This window comes from Bacillus cereus group sp. BfR-BA-01331 (assembly GCF_022663915.1).
Lineage (GTDB): Bacteria > Bacillota > Bacilli > Bacillales > Bacillaceae_G > Bacillus_A > Bacillus_A mycoides.
Window position 1 is genome coordinate 280,606 of sequence record NZ_JAKUGJ010000002.1, and the last position, 18,959, is coordinate 299,564.

Consider the following 18,959-nt stretch of genomic DNA (forward strand, 5'->3'; position numbering starts at 1 on the left):
ATTCCCCTTATTCTTACTCTAATTATTAATTTTTGATTTTTTTGAATATTCAAGTCATTAGAGTGTTATAACGTGGAGTTTAGTTGTCAGACCTCTTTGTTTTTATCACACATATAGTAACATATTTGGCTGAAAAATAAAAACATATTTTCAAATAGAATTTTTTGAAAATCAAAATTATCCACACATACCTCCTTTATTTATTTTATTACACAAATTTTTTTAGAAATTTACGATTTTTACATTTTATTATATTTGAATATTTTTATACGAAAGAAAGTAAAAGCCATCAAAAAATAAGATGGCTTTTACTTGTTAGTCTATCGTTTCAACTTCACGTGGATTATTCATCTCTTCAACATACACAACTCTAAATCCATGATCTTCTAAATCCTTTAGCAATGTTTCTAATTCACTATCTTCAAACTCTTCTCCCAATGTAAACATTATTCTACGTACTAATAAAGCATCATTATCAAAAGTCATTAAGCTTTGAATACCAGTGTATTTCTTTAGCACTGTCGATAATTTTTGAATGGCCCCATTATAATCTTGTGTTCCAATCATGACAGAATATTTACTAGAATGGACTCCCCATGCATCTTCTAATAACTCAAAAACTTTTTTATGCGTTAAAATCCCCAGGAAAACTCCTTTTTCATCAACTACTGATAAATAAGGTAATTTTTTTATTGTAAAAAATACTTTAAAGAACGAAGAATCTTCTCTCACATATCCTTCTTTATCATTTAATATTTGTACTACACTCTCTTCAAGTGAACCTTTATATTCTAAAATATCTACTTTATATATATTCCCTAAGTATTTCTCTTTTTTTTCATCTAAAACTGGTACACAACGATACCCAGTTTTATTTAAATGCTCCAGTGCTTCCCCTATCGTAATTGAACTTGAGCAAAATAACACTTCCCTTTTCGGCACATAATTTCCTTTAATCCTCATAAACAGCCTCCTTATGTTAAAATACTTTCTGTGCCATAACTATATTATATTTTCAGAAAAAAATAAATATATTATTTTATTTTTCTGAAAATTATTCATTTTTCCGTCATAATTTATTCATGAATCATTCACTTGTACTCTCTTCAGCATCAAAAATCCCTTCTGAATTCTGGATTACTTTACTGCATCATTGTACGGACCTAATTGCTTTTTAGAAAAACAATGATTTGTCTCCTTACTTTTCATTAACATATTTCCTTTTATAATTAAAAAATAGGTTGCTACTAGAAAATAGATCAGCCCTAATATCCAATCCAAATTTGTAGCTAGATTGTGTAAAAGAACATATCTCATATATGCATAACCAATCGGAACATGTAGTAATACAACCGCACCTAATCCCGGATTGTATATTGTTTTAGCTTTTATATTCGCAAAAATACCATGCCATATGAATTGAAAAAACCCCATTAAAATAGGTGCCATCCCAAGCCATATTATATTTTGAAAGAAAACCGGAAGTAAATAAAAAACATACGCAATCAAAATATTTATTACCATAGCAGATTGCGTATTTAATGGATAGCGATCTGGTATATCACTTTTAAATATAACTACATTGAACAGACCAGCGAAATAACCTGGCCAACGATACTCTTCAAATTGATGCACTAAAATGGCTACAAAACTTAACGCTAACAGTACTTTTATTTCACTTATTTCTCCCAAATTCGCGACTAAACAAACAACGACAACAATAGCCACAACTAACCCTATATCATACCAATGCTTTCTAAAGAAACTAACCATCGCTATCACCCACTATCTCAATTTTTATAAAAATAGCGTTCAAATAGGAAATCAATCTGTTTTTCTATAGGCAGTACTCTTATATCTGCCCCTGATTCAAGAATTGGCATCATTAATGCTGGAAGAAAAATGGATCCAAATATTTGCACTGTCATCATCATTAAAATTTCCTGATCCGCTTCATTTGTTATTTCGCTCAAAATATTCTTCACTTTACTAAAACCTAGCCTCTTCAAAAAATCTCCATATTCGTATTGAGATGTAAATACCGTAGTTCCCATTGCAATAATCTTCCTGACTAACTCAGGATATTGCCGGATTACTAGTACATAATCAAATAAAAATATTTTTAATCTTTCTTTCGCTGGTACTGTAATATCATCTAAAATAGAAAAAGTGCCTTGGAAGCTAATTAACAAAACTTTAATCGCCTCACTAATCAACTTTTCTTTTGAACCAAAATGGTAATTTACAAGCGCAATATTTACATCTGACAATGATGCAATTTTCCTTATCGTTACCCTTTCAAAACCTTCGTTTTTAATTAACTCCAAGGTTGTATTTAAAATCTTTTCTTTCGTTGATATGTTTTCATTTCCCCCCAACTTATCTCCCCCTCTAGAATTTATCGATTAAACAATGATTTAAACACTGTTTAACTTTATGGTATCACTTTCCAATTTGAAAAATCAATTTAATCCTTTCGACATTTACCTACATTTCTTTTCATTCATCCCATACAAAAAACGCGAAAATGCTAAACTGTTCACGTTTTTTGTATGGATGCTGTTATATACCCTCTCCTGCTTTATATCCCACACATAAAATAAATTTCTAAAAATAATTTAAAACTATCCATATACCAATACGTAAAGAAAAATATATTGTAACTTCCTCTGAAAAAAGCTAAAATAAGAATAAGAATTTTCTGAATATTCTAAGAGTAGGTGATTGTATGTCCTTATTGCGCTCACATATATGTAAATTTATAGCCGGTGTTTTGATTATTTTTGTCATAAGTCCCCTTCCAGCATTATTCATTACACATAATTACTCCTACTTAACTGGATTTGTAAGCATTTTTCATAATTTAGCACAGCCTTCTTCCATTTCAATTCCAACAATTGATTGGATGCATGAGCCTATCCTTTTCTCAGCAAGTCAGCTTGTACATACACAAAATATACTACATACCTCTAACCATTCGTCACCACTGTTCCCCTACATATGGGAAATATATTTTTTATCAATCGTTCGTTTCACATTCACTCTTGTAATCGGTTTCTTTATAAGTCTAGGAATTGGCCATCTATTTTTAAAAGCACCCAACTCATTAAAAAAGTGTAGTTCTTTATTTCGCTGGATACCGTATTCTTTTGGCACTGTGATATTACAATGTTCAGTCCTATTATCACTTCTCTACATATCTAAATTCATAAAGTTTCCTTTCTTCTCTTCTTTTATCATCGTATGTAGCACTTCTATGATAATCGTTATGCAAGCAATTAAAAAATGGCTACCGTTCTTAAATACTACTAATGAATACGAAATAAAAAATTCATCTTTCCTTGTTGATACGTTATTTATTGCGCTTACTTCCAATCATAAATCTATTTTGAGTTCCATTATTCTTTCATTCGTTTTTATGGAATGTATTTTTCATACAAACGGACTATTACAATTTATCGTCCAATTTGGTAGAAATGCACCTATAGTTGTCACAATTGGTTTATTACTACTTTATATTCCATATAGCATCTTATCGTTTCTCCAAGCTTTATGGACAACAAACCACTCTAAACAAAACACGTATACTTTAACTAGAAGTATTTCGAAACCATAACATAGAATAACCGTCTACTTAAATTAAAAGTAGACGGTTATTCCTATTATATAGAGGACAAAATAACAGCAAATTAAAAAAACTACTATAGAAACCTACCATTATTTACCCATTTTCTTTGACTAATCTTTTCATTTGGATTTATTATAAAAGTATAACATAATTACAGGAGGTGACATCTTTATTCCAAATTAGGAATAAAGAACACACTTGGACATATTAAATATTTTTCTCATCTTTATACTTATCCTTATTTCTGGTTTTTTCGTTGCTTCAGAATTCGCTGTCGTAAAAGTACGAAAAAGTCGAATTGACCAGCTTGCTAATGAAGGTAATAAACAAGCATTAGCTGCAAGAAGCGTTTTATCTAACTTAGACGTTTATTTATCCGCTTGTCAGCTTGGCATTACTATCACCTCTTTAGGACTTGGTTGGCTTGGTGAACCAACTGTGGAACATTTACTGCGACCACTATTTGAAAAAATCAATATTACTGGAACAATGGCTAACACGTTATCCTTTATTATTGCTTTTAGTGTGATTACTTTTTTCCATGTTGTATTAGGCGAGTTAGTTCCTAAGTCTTTCGCAATCCAAAAAGCTGAAGCAATCACATTAAAATTTGCAAAACCGCTTATTTTATTTGATAAAATTATGTATCCGTTCATTTGGCTTCTCAATAGTGCAGCTATATTTTTCACAAAATTACTCGGTTTAGAGCCTGCGAAAGAAAATGAACTTGCCCATTCCGAAGAAGAACTACGACTCATTTTAGGTGAAAGCTATAAAAGCGGCGAAATTAATCAAACCGAATATAAATATGTAAATAATATTTTTGAATTTGATGATCGTGTTGCTAAAGAAATTATGGTACCTAGAACTGAAATGGTTTGTTTATCTACTGAAAATACGTTAGAAGAAAATATGAAAATCGTTGCAACTGAAAAGTATACACGTTATCCTATTATTGAAAAGGATAAAGATGATATTATCGGAATGATAAATACGAAAGAGATTTTTCATAATCAAACAAAAGGCATTTACAAACCACTTGATGCCTACATACATCCTGTTTTAACTGTATTTGAAACAGTTCCCATTCGTAAAACGTTAATACACCTCCAAAAGAACCGCGTACAAATGGCGATTGTTATGGATGAATACGGTGGAACTGCTGGCCTTTTAACGATGGAGGATATTCTTGAAGAAATTATCGGCGAAATTCAAGATGAATTTGACGCAGACGAATCACCGATGATTGAAAAGCGTACTCCTAAGCTTACTGTTTTAGATGGGAAAGTACTCATTTCTGAAGTAAATGATATGTTTGGCCTACATATCGATGAAAGTGACTTAGATACAATTGGTGGTTGGCTTCTCTCTCAAGCAATTGATTTAAATATTGAAGCTGGCTATTCAGTTGAATATGATGGTTTTCAATTTAAAGCATTAGAACTTGATGGGCATCAAATTAAAAAGATTGCTGTACATAAATTAGATACTACAAAGGAGTTATAAAGTGACTGTTTTACTAACAATTTGTATCATTGCTTGTTTCATTGTTTCATTTCTTGCCTTTATATACCCCATTATCCCTGGCATCCTTGCCGTATGGGCTGGCTATTTCATTTATCATTTTGGAATAAATGGCGGAGAGTTAACGACATCTTTTTGGATTATTCAAGTCATTTTTACACTCTTCATTTTCGTTGCTGACTTTATTGCAAATGGATACTTCCTAAAAAAATACGGTAGTACAAAATCGGGCGAACGTGTTGGTATGGTTTCTATCATTGTTGGATCGTTCTTCTTCCCACCATTCGGGCTTATTATCATACCGTTCTTATCTGTATTTATTACGGAACTAATGCATAAAAAGGCGCCAAAAGACGCCCTTTTAGTCGGAATTGCAACTGTAGTCGGTTTTTTAAGTAGTACAGTAGCGAAAGCAATTCTCCAAATCATTATGATTATCATCTTTGTATGCTATATCATTTTTTAGCCATCCCTATTTTGGGATGGTTTTTTAATATGAAATACCTACTCGACTTTTCTCGTATAAGCTTTTATTACGTAAACTCCATGTAAAATGAGCTGTATCACCAACTGTGATTTTCGATCCATCTGTTGGCAACATATCTTGTTCAGTTCGATATACACCGGTTACATCACCATCTATTAAATGCGTCGGACAAACAACAGTCCAACATAGTTTACTATTATTCAGCGCTTCATAAGCAGCTAAATGATCTTCCGCAGCTGTTGTCATTTTTCTTTTCGATTCTTTTGATTGGAAACGATATATACTTGGGTTTGTTCGTGCTTGTAAAATACCAGCAGTTCCTATTGTAACAATTTTCTTTATGCCCTCTTCTTCCATTTGCTTTATAATAATCGGTACACTCTTCTCTAACGTCCCATTCCGATCAGTTCCAAGAGCACTAATTACAATATCACATCCTTTAATCGCTTCCTTTATATCATCTCCGCTTAATACATTTCCCTTAATAACTTGCAACCTTTCATGCTCTATTTCCACTTTACTCAAATCACGAACTAATACCGTTACTTCATATGAATCTTGTAATGCCAATTTCATAATTTGTGATCCTACTCTACCTGTCGCTCCTAATATGCATACTTTCATATATTATCCCCTCTTCAATTCTTTCTCTCTATTTTTCCCTAATACATACAAATATACAACAAAAAAGCTTCCTCGTTTATGTGAGGAAGCTCTATTATTTATTTCTTTTCTTTCGAATCAGAAGACTTGTCTGTTCCGCTTGTTTCTTTATCTTTCTTTTCATCTTGCTGCGAAGTTGTGTCATCCTCTTTCTTTTTATCCCCATCTTTACTACAACCTACCATTAATAAAGAACTTGCAAGTGCCATAGCAGTTAATGACTTAACCCATTTGTTCATTTGCGTTTCCTCCCTTTGATAGAATATGTACAATCCCATATTACTCTTTTTTTTTAAAGGGAAGATTTAAAAATAGTAAAGATACAGTAAACTTTTGTAAATTTTCGGATAACACAGCCAATCCTTAATCCTCCCATTCTAATTAGACATAAAAAAACTAAGGCGCCTTTCATTCCACCTTAGCTTTTCACGCAAATTTTTCACTTTCATATACATGTTTAATCTTATATTCCTTCTTCACAACATATTGCCAAACACTATAAGCATAACGATTCATTTTCACAAAACAATTTTCCAGAAAAGAACGAAACTCCGGGTTCGCAACTTCTACTGCCACTTGAGCAAACTTTAATGCTAATCGTTTCAAATGTGTAATATAACAAATAGCAATCCCAGTATCCCCTGTATACTCATTATCTGTTTCCCTATCCATTTCAGTAAATTCCGGCCACATTTGTTTACAAGTTATATGTTGTATATTTTCTCCTTCTTGAAAATTCACTTGTTCATTATATGCTTGTAACATATACGGCAAATGATGCTGCAAAATATCTTTTAATTCTTCATCTCGAACCTTGCTCGTGTATTCTCCAACTTTATATATAAGTGTGTAACTATATGTCATCAATTCTTTCATACAATCCATTAAAGCGCCTCCCTTCCTATTTCATCTCTATACTATAAATATGATGCGATAACATTTGATATTCTTGCTAGAAACCAATCCCATCTACTAATTTTCTCAAAATCTTCTTCAGAAAATCGTTTTGATTTATGAAAGTCTTCTTTTAATCGACTCCAGACGTCAGCAACGACTGTCTTATCATATATGAAACAGTTAGATTCGCTATTTAAGTAAAAACTTCTATTATCAAAATTTGCTGTACCAATATCAACCATTTCCTCATCGATGATTGTTACCTTCCCATGAAAAAATCCATTTCGATATTGATAAATCTCCGCTCCAGCATCTAACATGTCTTTCAGATAAGGATAGGCAGCCTGTTTTAGCAATACTGCATCACTTTTAAATGGGACGAGGATTTTTACATGGACACCACGATTTAATGCATCTTTCAGCCCCTTCACCATTTCTTTACTCGGTACAAAATATGGTGTAGCGATAATTAAAGAATGTTTTGCCTTCTTTAAAAACGCTCCATACTCCTTCCATAAACCTTTTCCATTCGAAAATACGTATTGATATTTTACATTTCCTTGTACAGGTAACTCTTGATGTATAGGAAACTTTTCTCCCGTATCTTCTTGCCAATCTTCCGCAAACTTCCGTTCCATATCAGTAGCTCCATTCCCTTCGATGCGTACATGATAATCACGCCACGGACCAAATTTAGGATCCTGTCCAAGATATTCCTTTCCGATATTGAAGCCACCAATGTACGAAACTTTCCCATCTATAGTAACAATGCGTCTATGATTACGTTGATGCAAAGAATAAAATAAGTTTTTTAATTTAGGTTTTTTACTAAATGTAAACTTCACGCCTTTTTCTTTTAATTGATTAATTATCTTTTTCTTAAGCTTATATCCGCCAATGCGGTCTACTGACAATTTCACATCTACTCCGCTAGATGCTTTTTTCTCTAATAACTGTAAGAATTCTTTACTTACCTCATCTTTACCTACAATATAAAAATGAATATATACATTCTTTTCTGCACGATTTATATCCTCAAATAAGCTTCTATATAACTCATCACCGTTCGTATATACTTGAAAATCCCCTGATCGGATTTTTTCTAATTCATATCCACTAGCCATTTTCTTCCCCATTTCCACATCAACGTTCATCCATATGAATACACCTATAAAACAAATTATTACAATTAAAAAGTGCTTCATGGATACGTTCCTTTCTCTAACTACTGTTATTCCTATATCTTTCCTTTTTTAAAACATTATCATACAAAAAATATGTCATTGCATGATATACGTCCATATCAAACAGGAGCTCATCTGCATATTGTATGTTGTATCTTAAAATAAAAGGAGGAAATAACAATGGGCTTCGCACATGGTAATGGATTTGCGCTACTAGTCGTATTATTTATCCTCTTAATTATCGTCGGTGCTGCTTGCTTCTGCTAAGCAGTTATTGTAGTACGATATGGGGATGAAAAAACTATAAAAGCGGACACCTATTTTTAGGTGTCCGCTTTTCATTTCAAAAATCTCCTAACCTATTACAAAATAGTACCACTAGGAAAGTATTTCACATCAAAAAGTTAGCAGTGTAGCTACCTTCTTACTCTCTGCCTTACGAATATGGCGCTGTTCTGCACGTGACACAGCAATTCGATGCAATTCTTTCTCCTCTTCTGTCTCAGGGATAACACGCGGTACAGGAACTGGATTATTCTCCTTACTAAGCGCAACAAAAGTAACGAATGAAGTTGCTGCTACACGTTTTTTACCTGAAATTAAATCTTCTGCTACTACTTTCACAAATATCTCCATAGAAGTTCTTCCCGTCCAAATTACGAAAGATTCATAACTAACACAATCTGAAGAACGTACTGGATGTAAGAAATCTACCCAATCCATAGACGCTGTGACACATTCCATTCTCGAGTGTCTCGTTGCTGAAATTGAAGCAACCATATCCATCTCCGCCAATATCTTTCCACCAAATAGCGTGTTATGATCATTTAAATCCGTTGGAAATACTCGACTCGTTTTAAACACTCTTGATTCATTAGCTGTTTTACCCTTTACTTCAGTCATTGTTATCACCCCTTTAATTATTTATCTCTAATATCCCAATATACACTACACCTCATGAACTACACGTTTAATATTAACAATTTTTAGAACTTTTAGTCCACAAAAAAGAACCGATTTTATCAATCGGCTCCTCTAAATACATATTGTTCTTTCGGCTGTTCAACTTTATTCCATTTCGTTACTTCTAACACTGGAATATTCGCATGAAACGGCTGATAAAATTCAGTTGAAATTTCTCCCTCTATCTGAATCCAATCATCATTTTTCCACTCTACACCTTCTGGTTTTTTAACTAACATACCATATACACCCGAATCGGCAACACAATGTATAATGCCGAAACGGAACAAGAAATATTGTTCCTTTTTAGAAGAGTCATCTCGAAAAACAAATCCTTTATAAGACAGGGTTTTACCAGTAAATTCACCAGGATAATTATAAATTGTCTCCATACCCTTTAAGAAATCTTCATCTTTTAAAGTGATATTATCTTTCGTAACAAACTCTTTCTTCCCTTTTTCCATTACACCACGGTATCCTTCTTTCCCGTAATAAATGCTCGTGTCAGGTCTTAGAAATTGCCTTGTCATAAATGGATCTTTACTTTCTGCTTGCGCTACTGGAAAATGGAATCCCTTCGCCTTAACAATATCGGAATCTAATGTTGCAATTGGGAAAAACAATCCTGTAATGATTGGAAAACAGAATAACGTGTAAGAAAACACTTTTTTCCACCATGTATTCTCATCTTTCGAATGATCATGCCCGCAATGACTATGATCACAACTACAATCATGTTTCTCTTTTTCTTTTTGATGTTCTTTTTGGAAAACGATAATAATTTGTACAATCGTTAAGAAACCTAAAATAATAGCTGCAGTTTTTGATAAATAGGCGTACTTCATATTTATATACTTCGTAATATTACCGGAAATATGAAGCTGTCCAATTAAAATTGTAAAACCTAATAATATATATGCTCGAAACATAACCTACCACCCCATCGCATAAATGAGTAGTGAGCTTGCATAAACAACAAGTGTAACTGTAACCGTCACAACAATTACAAATTTTGTTTTAAATGTCGCAAGCATCATAAACATATTTTTAATATCCACCATCGGTCCATATACGAGGAACGCGACAAGTGACGCTGTTGAAAATGTACTTTGGAACGAAGAAGCAATAAATGCATCCGCCTCTGAACAAAGTGATAAAATGAAAGCAAGTCCCATCATTACAGCTGATGAAGAAAACGGACCTTGTCCAATAGCAAGCAATGTTGAAGTTTGTACAAACGTTTGAACTGCAGCAGCAATTAACGCTCCTAACACTAAGTATTTTCCCATTGAGAAAAATTCCTCAACAGCATGTGTACATACATCCCACATTTTTGTACGTAACGGACGCTTATGATTCACTTCTGGGAAGTGATCATCTCTTAATTGATGTTCTTTAAACATAAATGATAATATAATTCCAACGATAATTGCTACGATAATCGCTACAATAGAACGATACCATACCATGTGCATACTACTTCCAAAAGCAACATATGTTGCAAATAATACAACTGGATTAATAATCGGTCCAGTTAACATAAATGCAATTCCTGCATACGGTGGAACCCCTTTTCCGATTAATCGTCTTACAATCGGAACAATTCCACATTCACATCCAGGAAACATCATACCTAAAAAAGTAGCTAATAAAACAGACAGAAATCGGTTTTTAGGCATCCATTTTGCCACCATATCTTCTGTCACAAACATTTGAATGAATCCTGAAATAAATACACCAATTAGCACAAAAGGAAGTGCTTCGATTAATATTGAGATAAAGATTGTATTCATTTGCAGGAATGCTTTCGGTAATTGAAAAAATTCCATGATGTATTTCCTCCAACTTTTCATTAACAATATGTAATTTTAACCCCATTTCATTATTTGAACAAGAGTTATATGGAATTCATAACCTTCATACACATTACATTTCACAAGTTATATTCTGTTCCAAAATTGAGATTTCATAGCAAAAAAAGCTGCGCTAGCACAGTTTTATAACTATGCTAGCGCAGCTTTCCTATCATTAAAAGTAACGTTTCTTCCAAAAAACAAATGCTAAAGTGAAAGATAATGTTACACATATTATAAGTACAATTACAAAACCATGTGCTTCCCCTTCAAACGGAACCTTTACGTTCATTCCAAAGAAACTAGAAACCATCGTTGGTAATGATAAAATGATTGTAATAGAAGTCAACAGTTTCATAACACTATTTAAATTGTTAGAAATAACCGAACTAAATGTATTCATCATTCCACTTAAAATGTGACTATATATTTCCGCCATTTCAATAGCCTGCTTATTTTCAATTAATACATCTTCTAGTAAATCTTGATCGTCTTCATACATTTTCAAAAATGTACTGTTTCGCATTAATTTTTGAATTACAATTTTATTTGCCTTTAATGATGTTGTAAAATAAACTAAACTTTTTTCAAGGCCGAGCAATGTGAAAATTTCTTTATTTTTCATCGACTTATTTAATTGGTGCTCTAAATCGATTGTTTTTCGATTAATTTGCTTTAAGTATCTTAAATAATAAGTAGAAATTGTATATAAGAGCTGAAGTGCGAAGCGCGTCTTTTTAAACGTATAAAATTCTTTAATACGTTGATTAATAAAGCGTTCAAAAATTGGATTTTCTTCTAAGCAAATAGTAACAAAACAATCTGGCATTACAATCATACCTATTGGAATCGTGTCATAAATTGAATTTCCTTCTTCATCATGTCTGACTGTCGGAATATCCACGATAATTAAAGTATTATTGTCTTCCTTTTCAATACGAGAACGTTCTTCATCATCCAAAGGATCTTTAATGAAATCTAAGTCTACATTTAAAGTTTGTACTAGATACTGAATTTCTTCTTCTGTTGGATGAAGTACATTAATCCAGCAGCCCTTTTGCATTTCCTCAATCTCTTGTAGTTTTCCGTTTCGGTCTGTTAAATAAATATTTAACATACTATCACCCCGATTCTTTTTACATGTGGGAATCTACCTCACTTAAACAACAGTTTTTGAACCGCTATTTTCAGCATATGAAACAAACGATTAAATTTCAATAGAAAAATTATTTTGAAAACGTTTTTTTAAGAAAAATCTTGTAAACATAGAAAAAGACAGAGTGTTCTCTGCCTTTAAAAAAGCTTATGTTGCCTTTATAACATATTTAGAAAGCATCCACAAGTTAAAGCCGACCGAAATCGTATAGCCAGCGTATGTTGAAATGATAAAACTTACATAATCAAAATACGGTAGCAATACAATATTTAAAACTATCTTCACAGTTATTCCGATTACTAATCCTAGCACTGTTTTCTGTTGTTGATTAATTCCTTGTAACATGGCAGCGGTTACTGTAAATAGTGAGAATAGTATACAAGCAGGAGCATAGTACTGCAAAATAATACTGCCCATCTCCGGATCATTTCCAGCACCAAATAAAAGAGTATACACTGGTTTTGCTAAAATCATCATTCCAATCGCCGCCGGTACGGTAATTCCTACCACTAATAAATTTGTCCTCGTAAAATGTTTGTACAGTAACTTCACATTCCCTGCTGTATAGGCTTTTGTCATCTCAGGTACGAGAGACATACTAAAAGCAGTCGCAACGGAAACCGGGATAAGTACAACCATCTGGACAAGACCAATTATCGCATTAATCTTCTCCGCTTCTCCTTGCATATACCCTATTTGTATAAGTAGTTTATTAATTGTAAATGTATCAATCGTCTGATATAACGGAATCGCTAATCCAACTACAACGAAAGGAATAGAATATGTAAACAGTTCTCTATACAACGAAAAAAAAGTTTTCGTCGTTTGTGGTATACTGGCAATCTCTTTTTTCTTTAAATGTTTTCTCCTTCTCATATAATACGCACTTAAAACACTTAATCCACCTAGTGCTCCCATAAATGCTCCAAACGTTGAAATACCAACTGCCAACGAAACAGAAGCTTTTATAACATATAAAACGACAAAGCTTCCTATCAAAATAGTTAAGACCCGAAAAAATTGCTCTACAACTACACTGAGCGCAGAAGGTCCCATAGATTGAAAACCTTGAAAGAAACCACGTAACAAGCTCATTACAGGAACGAGTATTAACGCAAAACTTACAATTTGAATATTGTGCGTGACAGCTACCACACTATTCCCCGACTGATCATTTCCATCAATCACAAGTTTAGCTAAATGTGGTGCTAACATATATAATGCTAAACAAGAAATAACGCCCATAATGACCATAAAAACGATACCACTCTTTAGCACTCTCTTAACAGTGTGATAATCATTGAGTTGATCATATTTTGAAACCATTTTTGAAACGGCAAGTGGTAATCCCATCGTTGCAATACTAAGCATAATTGTATAAGGACGGTATGCATACGTATATAATACGTACCCACTCGTACCCACCATTGCTGTAAATGGTATAACATATATAAACCCTAACATTTTAGATATCATCGTTGCCATCGTTAAAAATATCGTTCCACGTAAAAACGGTGATCCTTTCATCACATTCCCCCGCTACGCCTTATTATTACACATTATGGACAACTCCTTTTTTTTAGAACCCAAACAATTAAAAAAGCCAATGAAAAATCATTGACTTTAACGCGCTGCTTTTTTCTTTTTTAAATACTTTAAACCGAAGTATAGAGCAACAAAGAGAACAGCTCCTATAATTATGTAATGTGTGTAATCAGATGCATACTCTTTAATGTGTCGCCAATTTCCACCAAGCTTTTCACCTAAGTATATAAATAGTATTGACCATGGGATAATCGCAACTACTGTATATAGTGTAAATAGTTTTAACGGCATTTTAGCTAATCCTGCTGGAATAGAGATTGCATGACGTACTACTGGGATAAAGCGTGCAGAAAAGATTACTCCTGCTCCGTAACGCTTAAACCAACCTTCCGCTATGTCTAAATGGTGTTTATTAATAAGTAGATATTTCCCATATTTCTCTACAACCGGACGCCCTCCGTAATATCCAAGCCAGTATAAAAAGATTTGGGCTAAAGTACCACCAATAGTTCCGGCGATAACTGCACCGACAAAACTAATTTTACCATCCGCTACTAAAAATCCAGCATACGAAAGTACAATTTCACTCGGGATAATTTCAATCATTAAAGCTAGCGCTACTCCAAAGTATCCTAGACTTGCAAAGAATTGCAATAACTGATCTATTATGCTTGCTAACATTTTCTTTTCTATCTCCTTTTTCTTCACATACCATCCCATTATCACATAAAGATTGGCATCTGCCAATATCTTCATTTTAACAATATGTACAATTCTAGCAGTATTAATCTATTATTTTTTCTTTCTGCGGGTCTTTCATGTAGGCAAACATTTCTTTAATTTGCTCTTCTGTATTTCTAGCAATTGATAAATTAGGCAATTCATTCTCATCAAAAAACTCCACATCTTCTGTTTCAATACTAGTTTTCTTTTCGCCACCAATAATCTTACAGCCAATAAAAATTTTATATACATGTGTTGCTGAAGGCGATGGTTGATGTTTTTCTTTATCAAATATAGCGAGTAGCTTAAAATCATCCACTTCATAGCCCGTCTCCTCTAAAACTTCTTTTGCTGCTACTTCTGTTGGCGTATAACCAACATCAGCCCATCCACCTGGCAATGCCCATTTCCTATCACTTTTTTCTTTCACAAATAATAGTTTTTCATTTTGAAAAATAACTGCCCGTATATCAACTTTAGGTGTTTGATAGCCTGTCTCACTTGCAAATAAATTCTCTACTACTTCCCAATCTGTCTTTGTATAATGTGACATCATTGAAACTGAAATGTCCCGTAATTGTTGAAAACGCTCTATATCATATACATCCTTAGAATACGTTAAACCCGCTTGAGCTATAGATTGTATTTGTTTTACCCAATCAATCCACTTGACCGTCATGTTTCCACATCTCCATTCTTTATTAAGTAAATATTACGTCAATTAAATTGATACATCTTTATTATACAAAAAAAGAGATTGATAATGTTCCAATCTCTTTCAAAATTAATCCAATTCATGTAAGTGGTCTTGTATATACTTCCTTCTTTTATTTATATATTCATCAATCATATCAGCTTCTTGATCAAATGTTTCTAATTTTTCTTTCATATATGGATCTTGTAGTAAATATGGACGAATCGATTCACACAAACCTTCTACTTTCGGCATCATAAACGAAACGGTAAATTGTTCTTCTAATATTTCTTCCAAAATACTTCGGTATTGTTTTCTAAATACAGGTATATCTAACAATCTTGCACTTAACGTATTATAACCTTGAATACGAATATATTCATGATTAAGTGGTCTCCCTTGTACATCTCGCCCCCAAGTCGCATCATAATCCCACGGTATCACTTCAAATAAATTTGTCTCATCGTTATGATATAGTGCATAGTTATGAACGAAACCATCAAAGTTTTGCGTAAAAATAACTCCAGCTAACCATCGTAAATATTTATCTACATGTAGAAACTTCCCGATTTCTTTTTCATAATCTTCCCTCGACAAAGTATTCGCTTGAAATACAAATTCACTCAGTTGTTCTTCACTATTTTTATTCGAATATTTAAATTCATAACCCGCAAAGAGCTCTGTCTTAACATCTTTATCTCGCTCACTCATTAACGAAAAATTCGCATCATCATCTATCGCATAATAAATAGAACCACTCGGTAACCCTCTATTTTTCAAAAAGTTTTCATCAACTGATTCTAACTGTAAATACACACCTTGAATTTGACCATTAATTTTTATAAATACATGTTGTGATTTTGGCGAAAGTACACCAATATCATGAAAAAAATCTAAAGATAATTTATTTCGTATGAGAGACGGATCCATAAACTCAGAATTCAAATGAAACTCTTTCGCGCCTTGAAATTTTTTCGGTTTATAAAACATAACATGATAAGACTTTTTCTCAAATTCGCGAATATGAGCCCCTCGGTATACGATATCAATGTCATACTTCTTTTTTCCATAAGTTAATTTTGCTGGCACTGGACTATCTGACCAAATGTCCTTTTTCAATTCCACTAAGTACATTGGATGAACAAAAAAATCATATGAAGGCAGCATGTTTTCTCATCCCTTCTCAGTTCTCTTCATTCAATGTATGCGCCTTGTCTTGTCCATACATCCGCTATCATCTATTTATATAAAATTACACTCTTGTCCTGTTCAGAAAGAAGTCGAATCTCATATCATGTTAAGGAAAAAGAATACCTTTTCAATTTAACACTCGATAAGGAGGATTTCTATGAAACGTGATATTAGAAAAGCTGTTGAAGAAATCAAAAGTGCTGGTATGGAGGATTTCTTACACCAAGATCCAAGTACTTTTGAGTGCGATGATGATAAATTCTCTCATCATAAATGTACAACAGGGTGTAAATGTACAACAGGGCGTAAATGTACAACAGGGCGTAAATGTCCAAGAACAAGATGTACTCGCGTAAAACATTGTACTTTCGTTACAAAATGTACTCATGTTAAAAAATGGACGTTTGTTACGAAATGCACTCGTGTGCGCGTTCAAAAATGGACGTTCGTTACAAAAGTGACGCGTAGAAAAGAATGCGTTTTAGTTACAAAACGTACTCGCAGAAAGCATTGTACTTTCGTTACAAAATGCATACGCTTTGAAAAGAAATTTTTCTGGACAAAACGAAGTTTCTGTAAAAAATGCGAATTCTTCCCTCACGGACACGGTAGCTCTTGCGATGATGATTGTGATCATGGTAAAGACTGTCACGATGACGGGCACAAATGGAATGATTGCAGAGACGGACATAAGTTCCCATCTTGCAAAAATAAGAAATTCGATCACTTCTGGTATAAAAAACGTAATTGCTAGTTTTTTATACCCACCAAAAAAGGCCGCATTGCGGCCTTTTTTACGTTTACTGAAAATGGCTTATATCTGCAAATTGTTTTACTTTACCAAGATCTTCATCAAATTCAATCACACTAAGACTCGCGCTATGCATAAATGGCTCTCCCCATACATGTTCAATTTCAACACCTGCAAAATGCCCTACGAGTAATTTCGCTGCTGCAGCATGAGTAACTATTAAAATATTTTCTCCTTTATGCTTTTCTAAAAGAAAGTGTATCCCTTCAATTACTCTTTTATGAACGGCCGCAAAGTTTTCCCCTGATGTTGACTGAAAAAGATGTGGTTCATTCCAAAATAAATGTACTTCTTCTGGATATTGCATTTCCAAGTCAGCAATTGTTTGCCCTTCCCATATCCCCATGTTTATTTCATAGAAACGTTCATCTTCTATAATTGGAAGATCGCGTTCCCCTTTAATCAATTCGGCAGTATGAAGCGTTCTTTCGCTTGGACTACTATATATGGCATGGAGTGGTAAATCCTTCATACGCTCCCCTAATTGTTTCGCTTGTATCATACCATTCTCTGTTAATGCTGAATTTTTCCGTCCTTGCATCCGCCCTGCTACATTCCATTCTGTCTCACCGTGCCTTGTTACATATACCGTTGTCTTCATTTCATGCCCCCTTACCATTTCGGCCGCGATTCCCACGGCTCTACTCTCCCTACAATCCATTCTGTGCATTTACTTTCAATTCCTTTTATAACTCCGTCAGCAATCTCTTCATGAGTAAGCCATCTTGCATATGTATCTTCTAAAATAAACCCTAATATAATTCTATAATAACTACATAATGTCCCACCTATTTTTTGTGACTTCGTACGCGATGCACTACTACCTAATATATGAAATAAACTATACTTTTCCGATGACAATTCAACCTCATTACAAATGAGTGATAACGCATCCTTCGCACTTGAGTGTATCCATGCAACAACTAATGTAATTGGGCCATTTCTCTGAATTGTACTTTTAATAGCTAGCTTTACATCTTCATTATTATGATAATCTAAAGGAAGACATGTAATATTTTTTGGTGCGGAACTAGCTTGTTTAACATTTTCTAATTTCACTTCATCTCGTCCAATAACAGACACACGAAATCCTTGATCACAAAGCCACATAGAAACTTTCTTTAACATTCCTGTTCCACCAATTACAAGCGCATGCAACTTCTTCCCCCCTTAGTAAAATATCATATGAGGTTTCTCATCTCTATAATAATTTAGACGGTCTTGTAACGTCCCTGAATGAAACTCAAATTTATGACCATCAGGATCAACAAAATATATAGACTCACAATCTCTCACATCACGCTCTCTTCCTTGTAAAATATGAACTTTATTTTCTTCTAATCGCTGCAGTAAGCGTTCAAAGTCTTCTTGTTCAACAGAAAATGCGAGGTGCGTATAAGATTGATGAATCTCCTTTCTTGGAATATGTGTTTCTTCATTAAGCGCTATCCATACTCCACATATATTAAAATATGCAAGTTTTCTCCCCTTGACTAATAATTCTCCTTCCAATACTTTCTCGTAAAATGTAATAGAGTTTTCTAAATTGGACACTGAAAAACAAAGATGATTGATTCCCTTTAACAACTCTAATTCCTCCTATACAAATAAAAGATGAGCGAAAATTCACTCATCTTTTA

Annotated in this window: 23 protein-coding genes; 5 read left to right on the top strand and 18 right to left on the bottom strand. The window is 33.5% G+C overall.

Features of this window, described 5'->3' with window-relative positions; genetic code table 11:
• Positions 1 to 315 precede the first annotated feature (315 nt).
• The 3 genes from cbpA to MR155_RS05655 all read right to left on the bottom strand — a co-directional run bounded on the left by cbpA (position 316) and on the right by MR155_RS05655 (position 2,378).
• Positions 316 to 963, bottom strand: a complete 648-nt coding sequence (cbpA, locus tag MR155_RS05645) for a cyclic di-AMP binding protein CbpA (protein WP_002012458.1) — start codon at positions 961 to 963, stop codon at positions 316 to 318.
• A gap of 174 nt (positions 964 to 1,137) precedes the next feature.
• On the bottom strand, positions 1,138 to 1,782 hold the full coding sequence (locus MR155_RS05650; protein WP_113938294.1) for an HXXEE domain-containing protein: 645 nt from the start codon (positions 1,780 to 1,782) through the stop codon (positions 1,138 to 1,140).
• An 8-nt stretch (positions 1,783 to 1,790) separates the two neighbouring features.
• A complete protein-coding gene (locus MR155_RS05655; protein WP_002012456.1) occupies positions 1,791 to 2,378 on the bottom strand; it encodes a TetR/AcrR family transcriptional regulator in 588 nt (195 codons plus the stop codon).
• A gap of 350 nt (positions 2,379 to 2,728) precedes the next feature.
• Between MR155_RS05655 and MR155_RS05660 the strand changes: the two genes are divergently transcribed.
• The 3 genes from MR155_RS05660 (at position 2,729) to MR155_RS05670 (ending at position 5,618) form a co-directional block, all read left to right on the top strand.
• Positions 2,729 to 3,616, top strand: a complete 888-nt coding sequence (locus tag MR155_RS05660; protein WP_113938293.1) for a hypothetical protein — start codon at positions 2,729 to 2,731, stop codon at positions 3,614 to 3,616.
• 210 nt (positions 3,617 to 3,826) lie between these two features.
• Positions 3,827 to 5,134 (top strand): hemolysin family protein, encoded by a 1,308-nt coding sequence (locus tag MR155_RS05665; RefSeq protein WP_113938292.1) that lies wholly within the window; start codon positions 3,827 to 3,829, stop codon positions 5,132 to 5,134.
• A gap of 1 nt (position 5,135) precedes the next feature.
• Positions 5,136 to 5,618 (top strand): DUF456 domain-containing protein, encoded by a 483-nt coding sequence (locus tag MR155_RS05670; protein WP_000217328.1) that lies wholly within the window; start codon positions 5,136 to 5,138, stop codon positions 5,616 to 5,618.
• A gap of 24 nt (positions 5,619 to 5,642) precedes the next feature.
• Here the strand turns inward: MR155_RS05670 and MR155_RS05675 are convergent, their stop codons facing one another.
• The 4 genes from MR155_RS05675 to cls all read right to left on the bottom strand — a co-directional run bounded on the left by MR155_RS05675 (position 5,643) and on the right by cls (position 8,404).
• Complete coding sequence (locus MR155_RS05675) at positions 5,643 to 6,263, bottom strand: NAD(P)-dependent oxidoreductase (RefSeq protein WP_219302077.1); 621 nt, start codon at positions 6,261 to 6,263, stop codon at positions 5,643 to 5,645.
• Between the two features lie 98 nt (positions 6,264 to 6,361).
• A complete protein-coding gene (locus MR155_RS05680) occupies positions 6,362 to 6,541 on the bottom strand; it encodes a hypothetical protein (RefSeq protein WP_002065008.1) in 180 nt (59 codons plus the stop codon).
• A gap of 187 nt (positions 6,542 to 6,728) precedes the next feature.
• Entirely contained in the window at positions 6,729 to 7,187 is a 459-nt protein-coding gene (locus MR155_RS05685; protein ID WP_113938290.1) for a spore coat protein, read from the bottom strand.
• Between the two features lie 32 nt (positions 7,188 to 7,219).
• A complete protein-coding gene (gene cls, locus MR155_RS05690; protein WP_113938289.1) occupies positions 7,220 to 8,404 on the bottom strand; it encodes a cardiolipin synthase in 1,185 nt (394 codons plus the stop codon).
• A gap of 159 nt (positions 8,405 to 8,563) precedes the next feature.
• Here cls and MR155_RS05695 point away from each other — a divergent pair, with 159 nt between their 5' ends.
• On the top strand, positions 8,564 to 8,650 hold the full coding sequence (locus MR155_RS05695; RefSeq protein WP_000505094.1) for a YjcZ family sporulation protein: 87 nt from the start codon (positions 8,564 to 8,566) through the stop codon (positions 8,648 to 8,650).
• Between the two features lie 129 nt (positions 8,651 to 8,779).
• Here the strand turns inward: MR155_RS05695 and MR155_RS05700 are convergent, their stop codons facing one another.
• The 8 genes from MR155_RS05700 to cotH form a co-directional block, all read right to left on the bottom strand.
• Complete coding sequence (locus MR155_RS05700; protein ID WP_113938288.1) at positions 8,780 to 9,286, bottom strand: acyl-CoA thioesterase; 507 nt, start codon at positions 9,284 to 9,286, stop codon at positions 8,780 to 8,782.
• Positions 9,287 to 9,405: 119 nt separating this feature from the next.
• Entirely contained in the window at positions 9,406 to 10,275 is an 870-nt protein-coding gene (locus MR155_RS05705; RefSeq protein WP_002012447.1) for a TIGR03943 family putative permease subunit, read from the bottom strand.
• 3 nt (positions 10,276 to 10,278) lie between these two features.
• Positions 10,279 to 11,175 carry a permease gene (locus tag MR155_RS05710; protein WP_219302075.1) on the bottom strand — a complete coding sequence of 299 codons (897 nt, stop codon included), beginning with the start codon at positions 11,173 to 11,175 and terminating at the stop codon, positions 10,279 to 10,281.
• Positions 11,176 to 11,374: 199 nt separating this feature from the next.
• Positions 11,375 to 12,316: a magnesium transporter CorA family protein gene (locus MR155_RS05715; RefSeq protein WP_000932386.1), complete on the bottom strand. Its 942-nt coding sequence runs from the start codon at positions 12,314 to 12,316 to the stop codon at positions 11,375 to 11,377.
• A 186-nt stretch (positions 12,317 to 12,502) separates the two neighbouring features.
• Positions 12,503 to 13,882 carry a putative polysaccharide biosynthesis protein gene (locus MR155_RS05720; RefSeq protein ID WP_242308622.1) on the bottom strand — a complete coding sequence of 460 codons (1,380 nt, stop codon included), beginning with the start codon at positions 13,880 to 13,882 and terminating at the stop codon, positions 12,503 to 12,505.
• A 96-nt stretch (positions 13,883 to 13,978) separates the two neighbouring features.
• Positions 13,979 to 14,581, bottom strand: coding sequence for an undecaprenyl phosphate transporter UptA (gene uptA, locus MR155_RS05725; RefSeq protein ID WP_000881203.1), 603 nt, complete (start codon positions 14,579 to 14,581; stop codon positions 13,979 to 13,981).
• A gap of 103 nt (positions 14,582 to 14,684) precedes the next feature.
• Entirely contained in the window at positions 14,685 to 15,302 is a 618-nt protein-coding gene (locus MR155_RS05730) for an NUDIX hydrolase N-terminal domain-containing protein (protein WP_113938285.1), read from the bottom strand.
• 105 nt (positions 15,303 to 15,407) lie between these two features.
• Positions 15,408 to 16,484, bottom strand: coding sequence for a spore coat protein CotH (gene cotH / locus MR155_RS05735; RefSeq protein WP_000937998.1), 1,077 nt, complete (start codon positions 16,482 to 16,484; stop codon positions 15,408 to 15,410).
• A 181-nt stretch (positions 16,485 to 16,665) separates the two neighbouring features.
• Here cotH and exsB point away from each other — a divergent pair, with 181 nt between their 5' ends.
• Positions 16,666 to 17,262: an exosporium protein ExsB gene (gene exsB, locus MR155_RS05740; protein ID WP_002193076.1), complete on the top strand. Its 597-nt coding sequence runs from the start codon at positions 16,666 to 16,668 to the stop codon at positions 17,260 to 17,262.
• 46 nt (positions 17,263 to 17,308) lie between these two features.
• Here exsB and MR155_RS05745 read toward each other — a convergent pair whose 3' ends face one another.
• Genes MR155_RS05745 through fosB form a run of 3 tightly spaced genes read right to left on the bottom strand, consistent with a single transcriptional unit; the run spans position 17,309 to position 18,906 of the window.
• Positions 17,309 to 17,920, bottom strand: coding sequence for a phosphoserine phosphatase 1 (locus MR155_RS05745; protein ID WP_242308631.1), 612 nt, complete (start codon positions 17,918 to 17,920; stop codon positions 17,309 to 17,311).
• 11 nt (positions 17,921 to 17,931) lie between these two features.
• A complete protein-coding gene (locus MR155_RS05750) occupies positions 17,932 to 18,477 on the bottom strand; it encodes a short-chain dehydrogenase (protein WP_219302073.1) in 546 nt (181 codons plus the stop codon).
• Between the two features lie 12 nt (positions 18,478 to 18,489).
• Entirely contained in the window at positions 18,490 to 18,906 is a 417-nt protein-coding gene (fosB, locus tag MR155_RS05755) for a FosBx1 family fosfomycin resistance bacillithiol transferase (RefSeq protein ID WP_219302072.1), read from the bottom strand.
• Between the last annotated feature and the right edge of the window lie 53 nt (positions 18,907 to 18,959).

What these genes read in the sequence shown, in the direction of transcription:
- exsB (WP_002193076.1), top strand. Translation starts at nt 16,666, where the DNA reads ATGAAACGTGATATTAGAAAAGCTGTTGAAGAAATCAAAAGTGCTGGT.
- MR155_RS05700 (WP_113938288.1), bottom strand. Translation starts at nt 9,286, where the DNA reads ATGACTGAAGTAAAGGGTAAAACAGCTAATGAATCAAGAGTGTTTAAA.
- cbpA (WP_002012458.1), bottom strand. Translation starts at nt 963, where the DNA reads ATGAGGATTAAAGGAAATTATGTGCCGAAAAGGGAAGTGTTATTTTGC.
- MR155_RS05715 (WP_000932386.1), bottom strand. Translation starts at nt 12,316, where the DNA reads ATGTTAAATATTTATTTAACAGACCGAAACGGAAAACTACAAGAGATT.
- MR155_RS05660 (WP_113938293.1), top strand. Translation starts at nt 2,729, where the DNA reads ATGTCCTTATTGCGCTCACATATATGTAAATTTATAGCCGGTGTTTTG.
- MR155_RS05695 (WP_000505094.1), top strand. Translation starts at nt 8,564, where the DNA reads ATGGGCTTCGCACATGGTAATGGATTTGCGCTACTAGTCGTATTATTT.
- MR155_RS05680 (WP_002065008.1), bottom strand. Translation starts at nt 6,541, where the DNA reads ATGAACAAATGGGTTAAGTCATTAACTGCTATGGCACTTGCAAGTTCT.
- uptA (WP_000881203.1), bottom strand. Translation starts at nt 14,581, where the DNA reads ATGTTAGCAAGCATAATAGATCAGTTATTGCAATTCTTTGCAAGTCTA.
- MR155_RS05730 (WP_113938285.1), bottom strand. Translation starts at nt 15,302, where the DNA reads ATGACGGTCAAGTGGATTGATTGGGTAAAACAAATACAATCTATAGCT.
- MR155_RS05745 (WP_242308631.1), bottom strand. Translation starts at nt 17,920, where the DNA reads ATGAAGACAACGGTATATGTAACAAGGCACGGTGAGACAGAATGGAAT.
- cls (WP_113938289.1), bottom strand. Translation starts at nt 8,404, where the DNA reads ATGAAGCACTTTTTAATTGTAATAATTTGTTTTATAGGTGTATTCATA.
- MR155_RS05685 (WP_113938290.1), bottom strand. Translation starts at nt 7,187, where the DNA reads ATGGATTGTATGAAAGAATTGATGACATATAGTTACACACTTATATAT.
- cotH (WP_000937998.1), bottom strand. Translation starts at nt 16,484, where the DNA reads ATGCTGCCTTCATATGATTTTTTTGTTCATCCAATGTACTTAGTGGAA.
- MR155_RS05705 (WP_002012447.1), bottom strand. Translation starts at nt 10,275, where the DNA reads ATGTTTCGAGCATATATATTATTAGGTTTTACAATTTTAATTGGACAG.
- MR155_RS05710 (WP_219302075.1), bottom strand. Translation starts at nt 11,175, where the DNA reads ATGGAATTTTTTCAATTACCGAAAGCATTCCTGCAAATGAATACAATC.
- MR155_RS05675 (WP_219302077.1), bottom strand. Translation starts at nt 6,263, where the DNA reads ATGAAAGTATGCATATTAGGAGCGACAGGTAGAGTAGGATCACAAATT.
- MR155_RS05720 (WP_242308622.1), bottom strand. Translation starts at nt 13,882, where the DNA reads ATGAAAGGATCACCGTTTTTACGTGGAACGATATTTTTAACGATGGCA.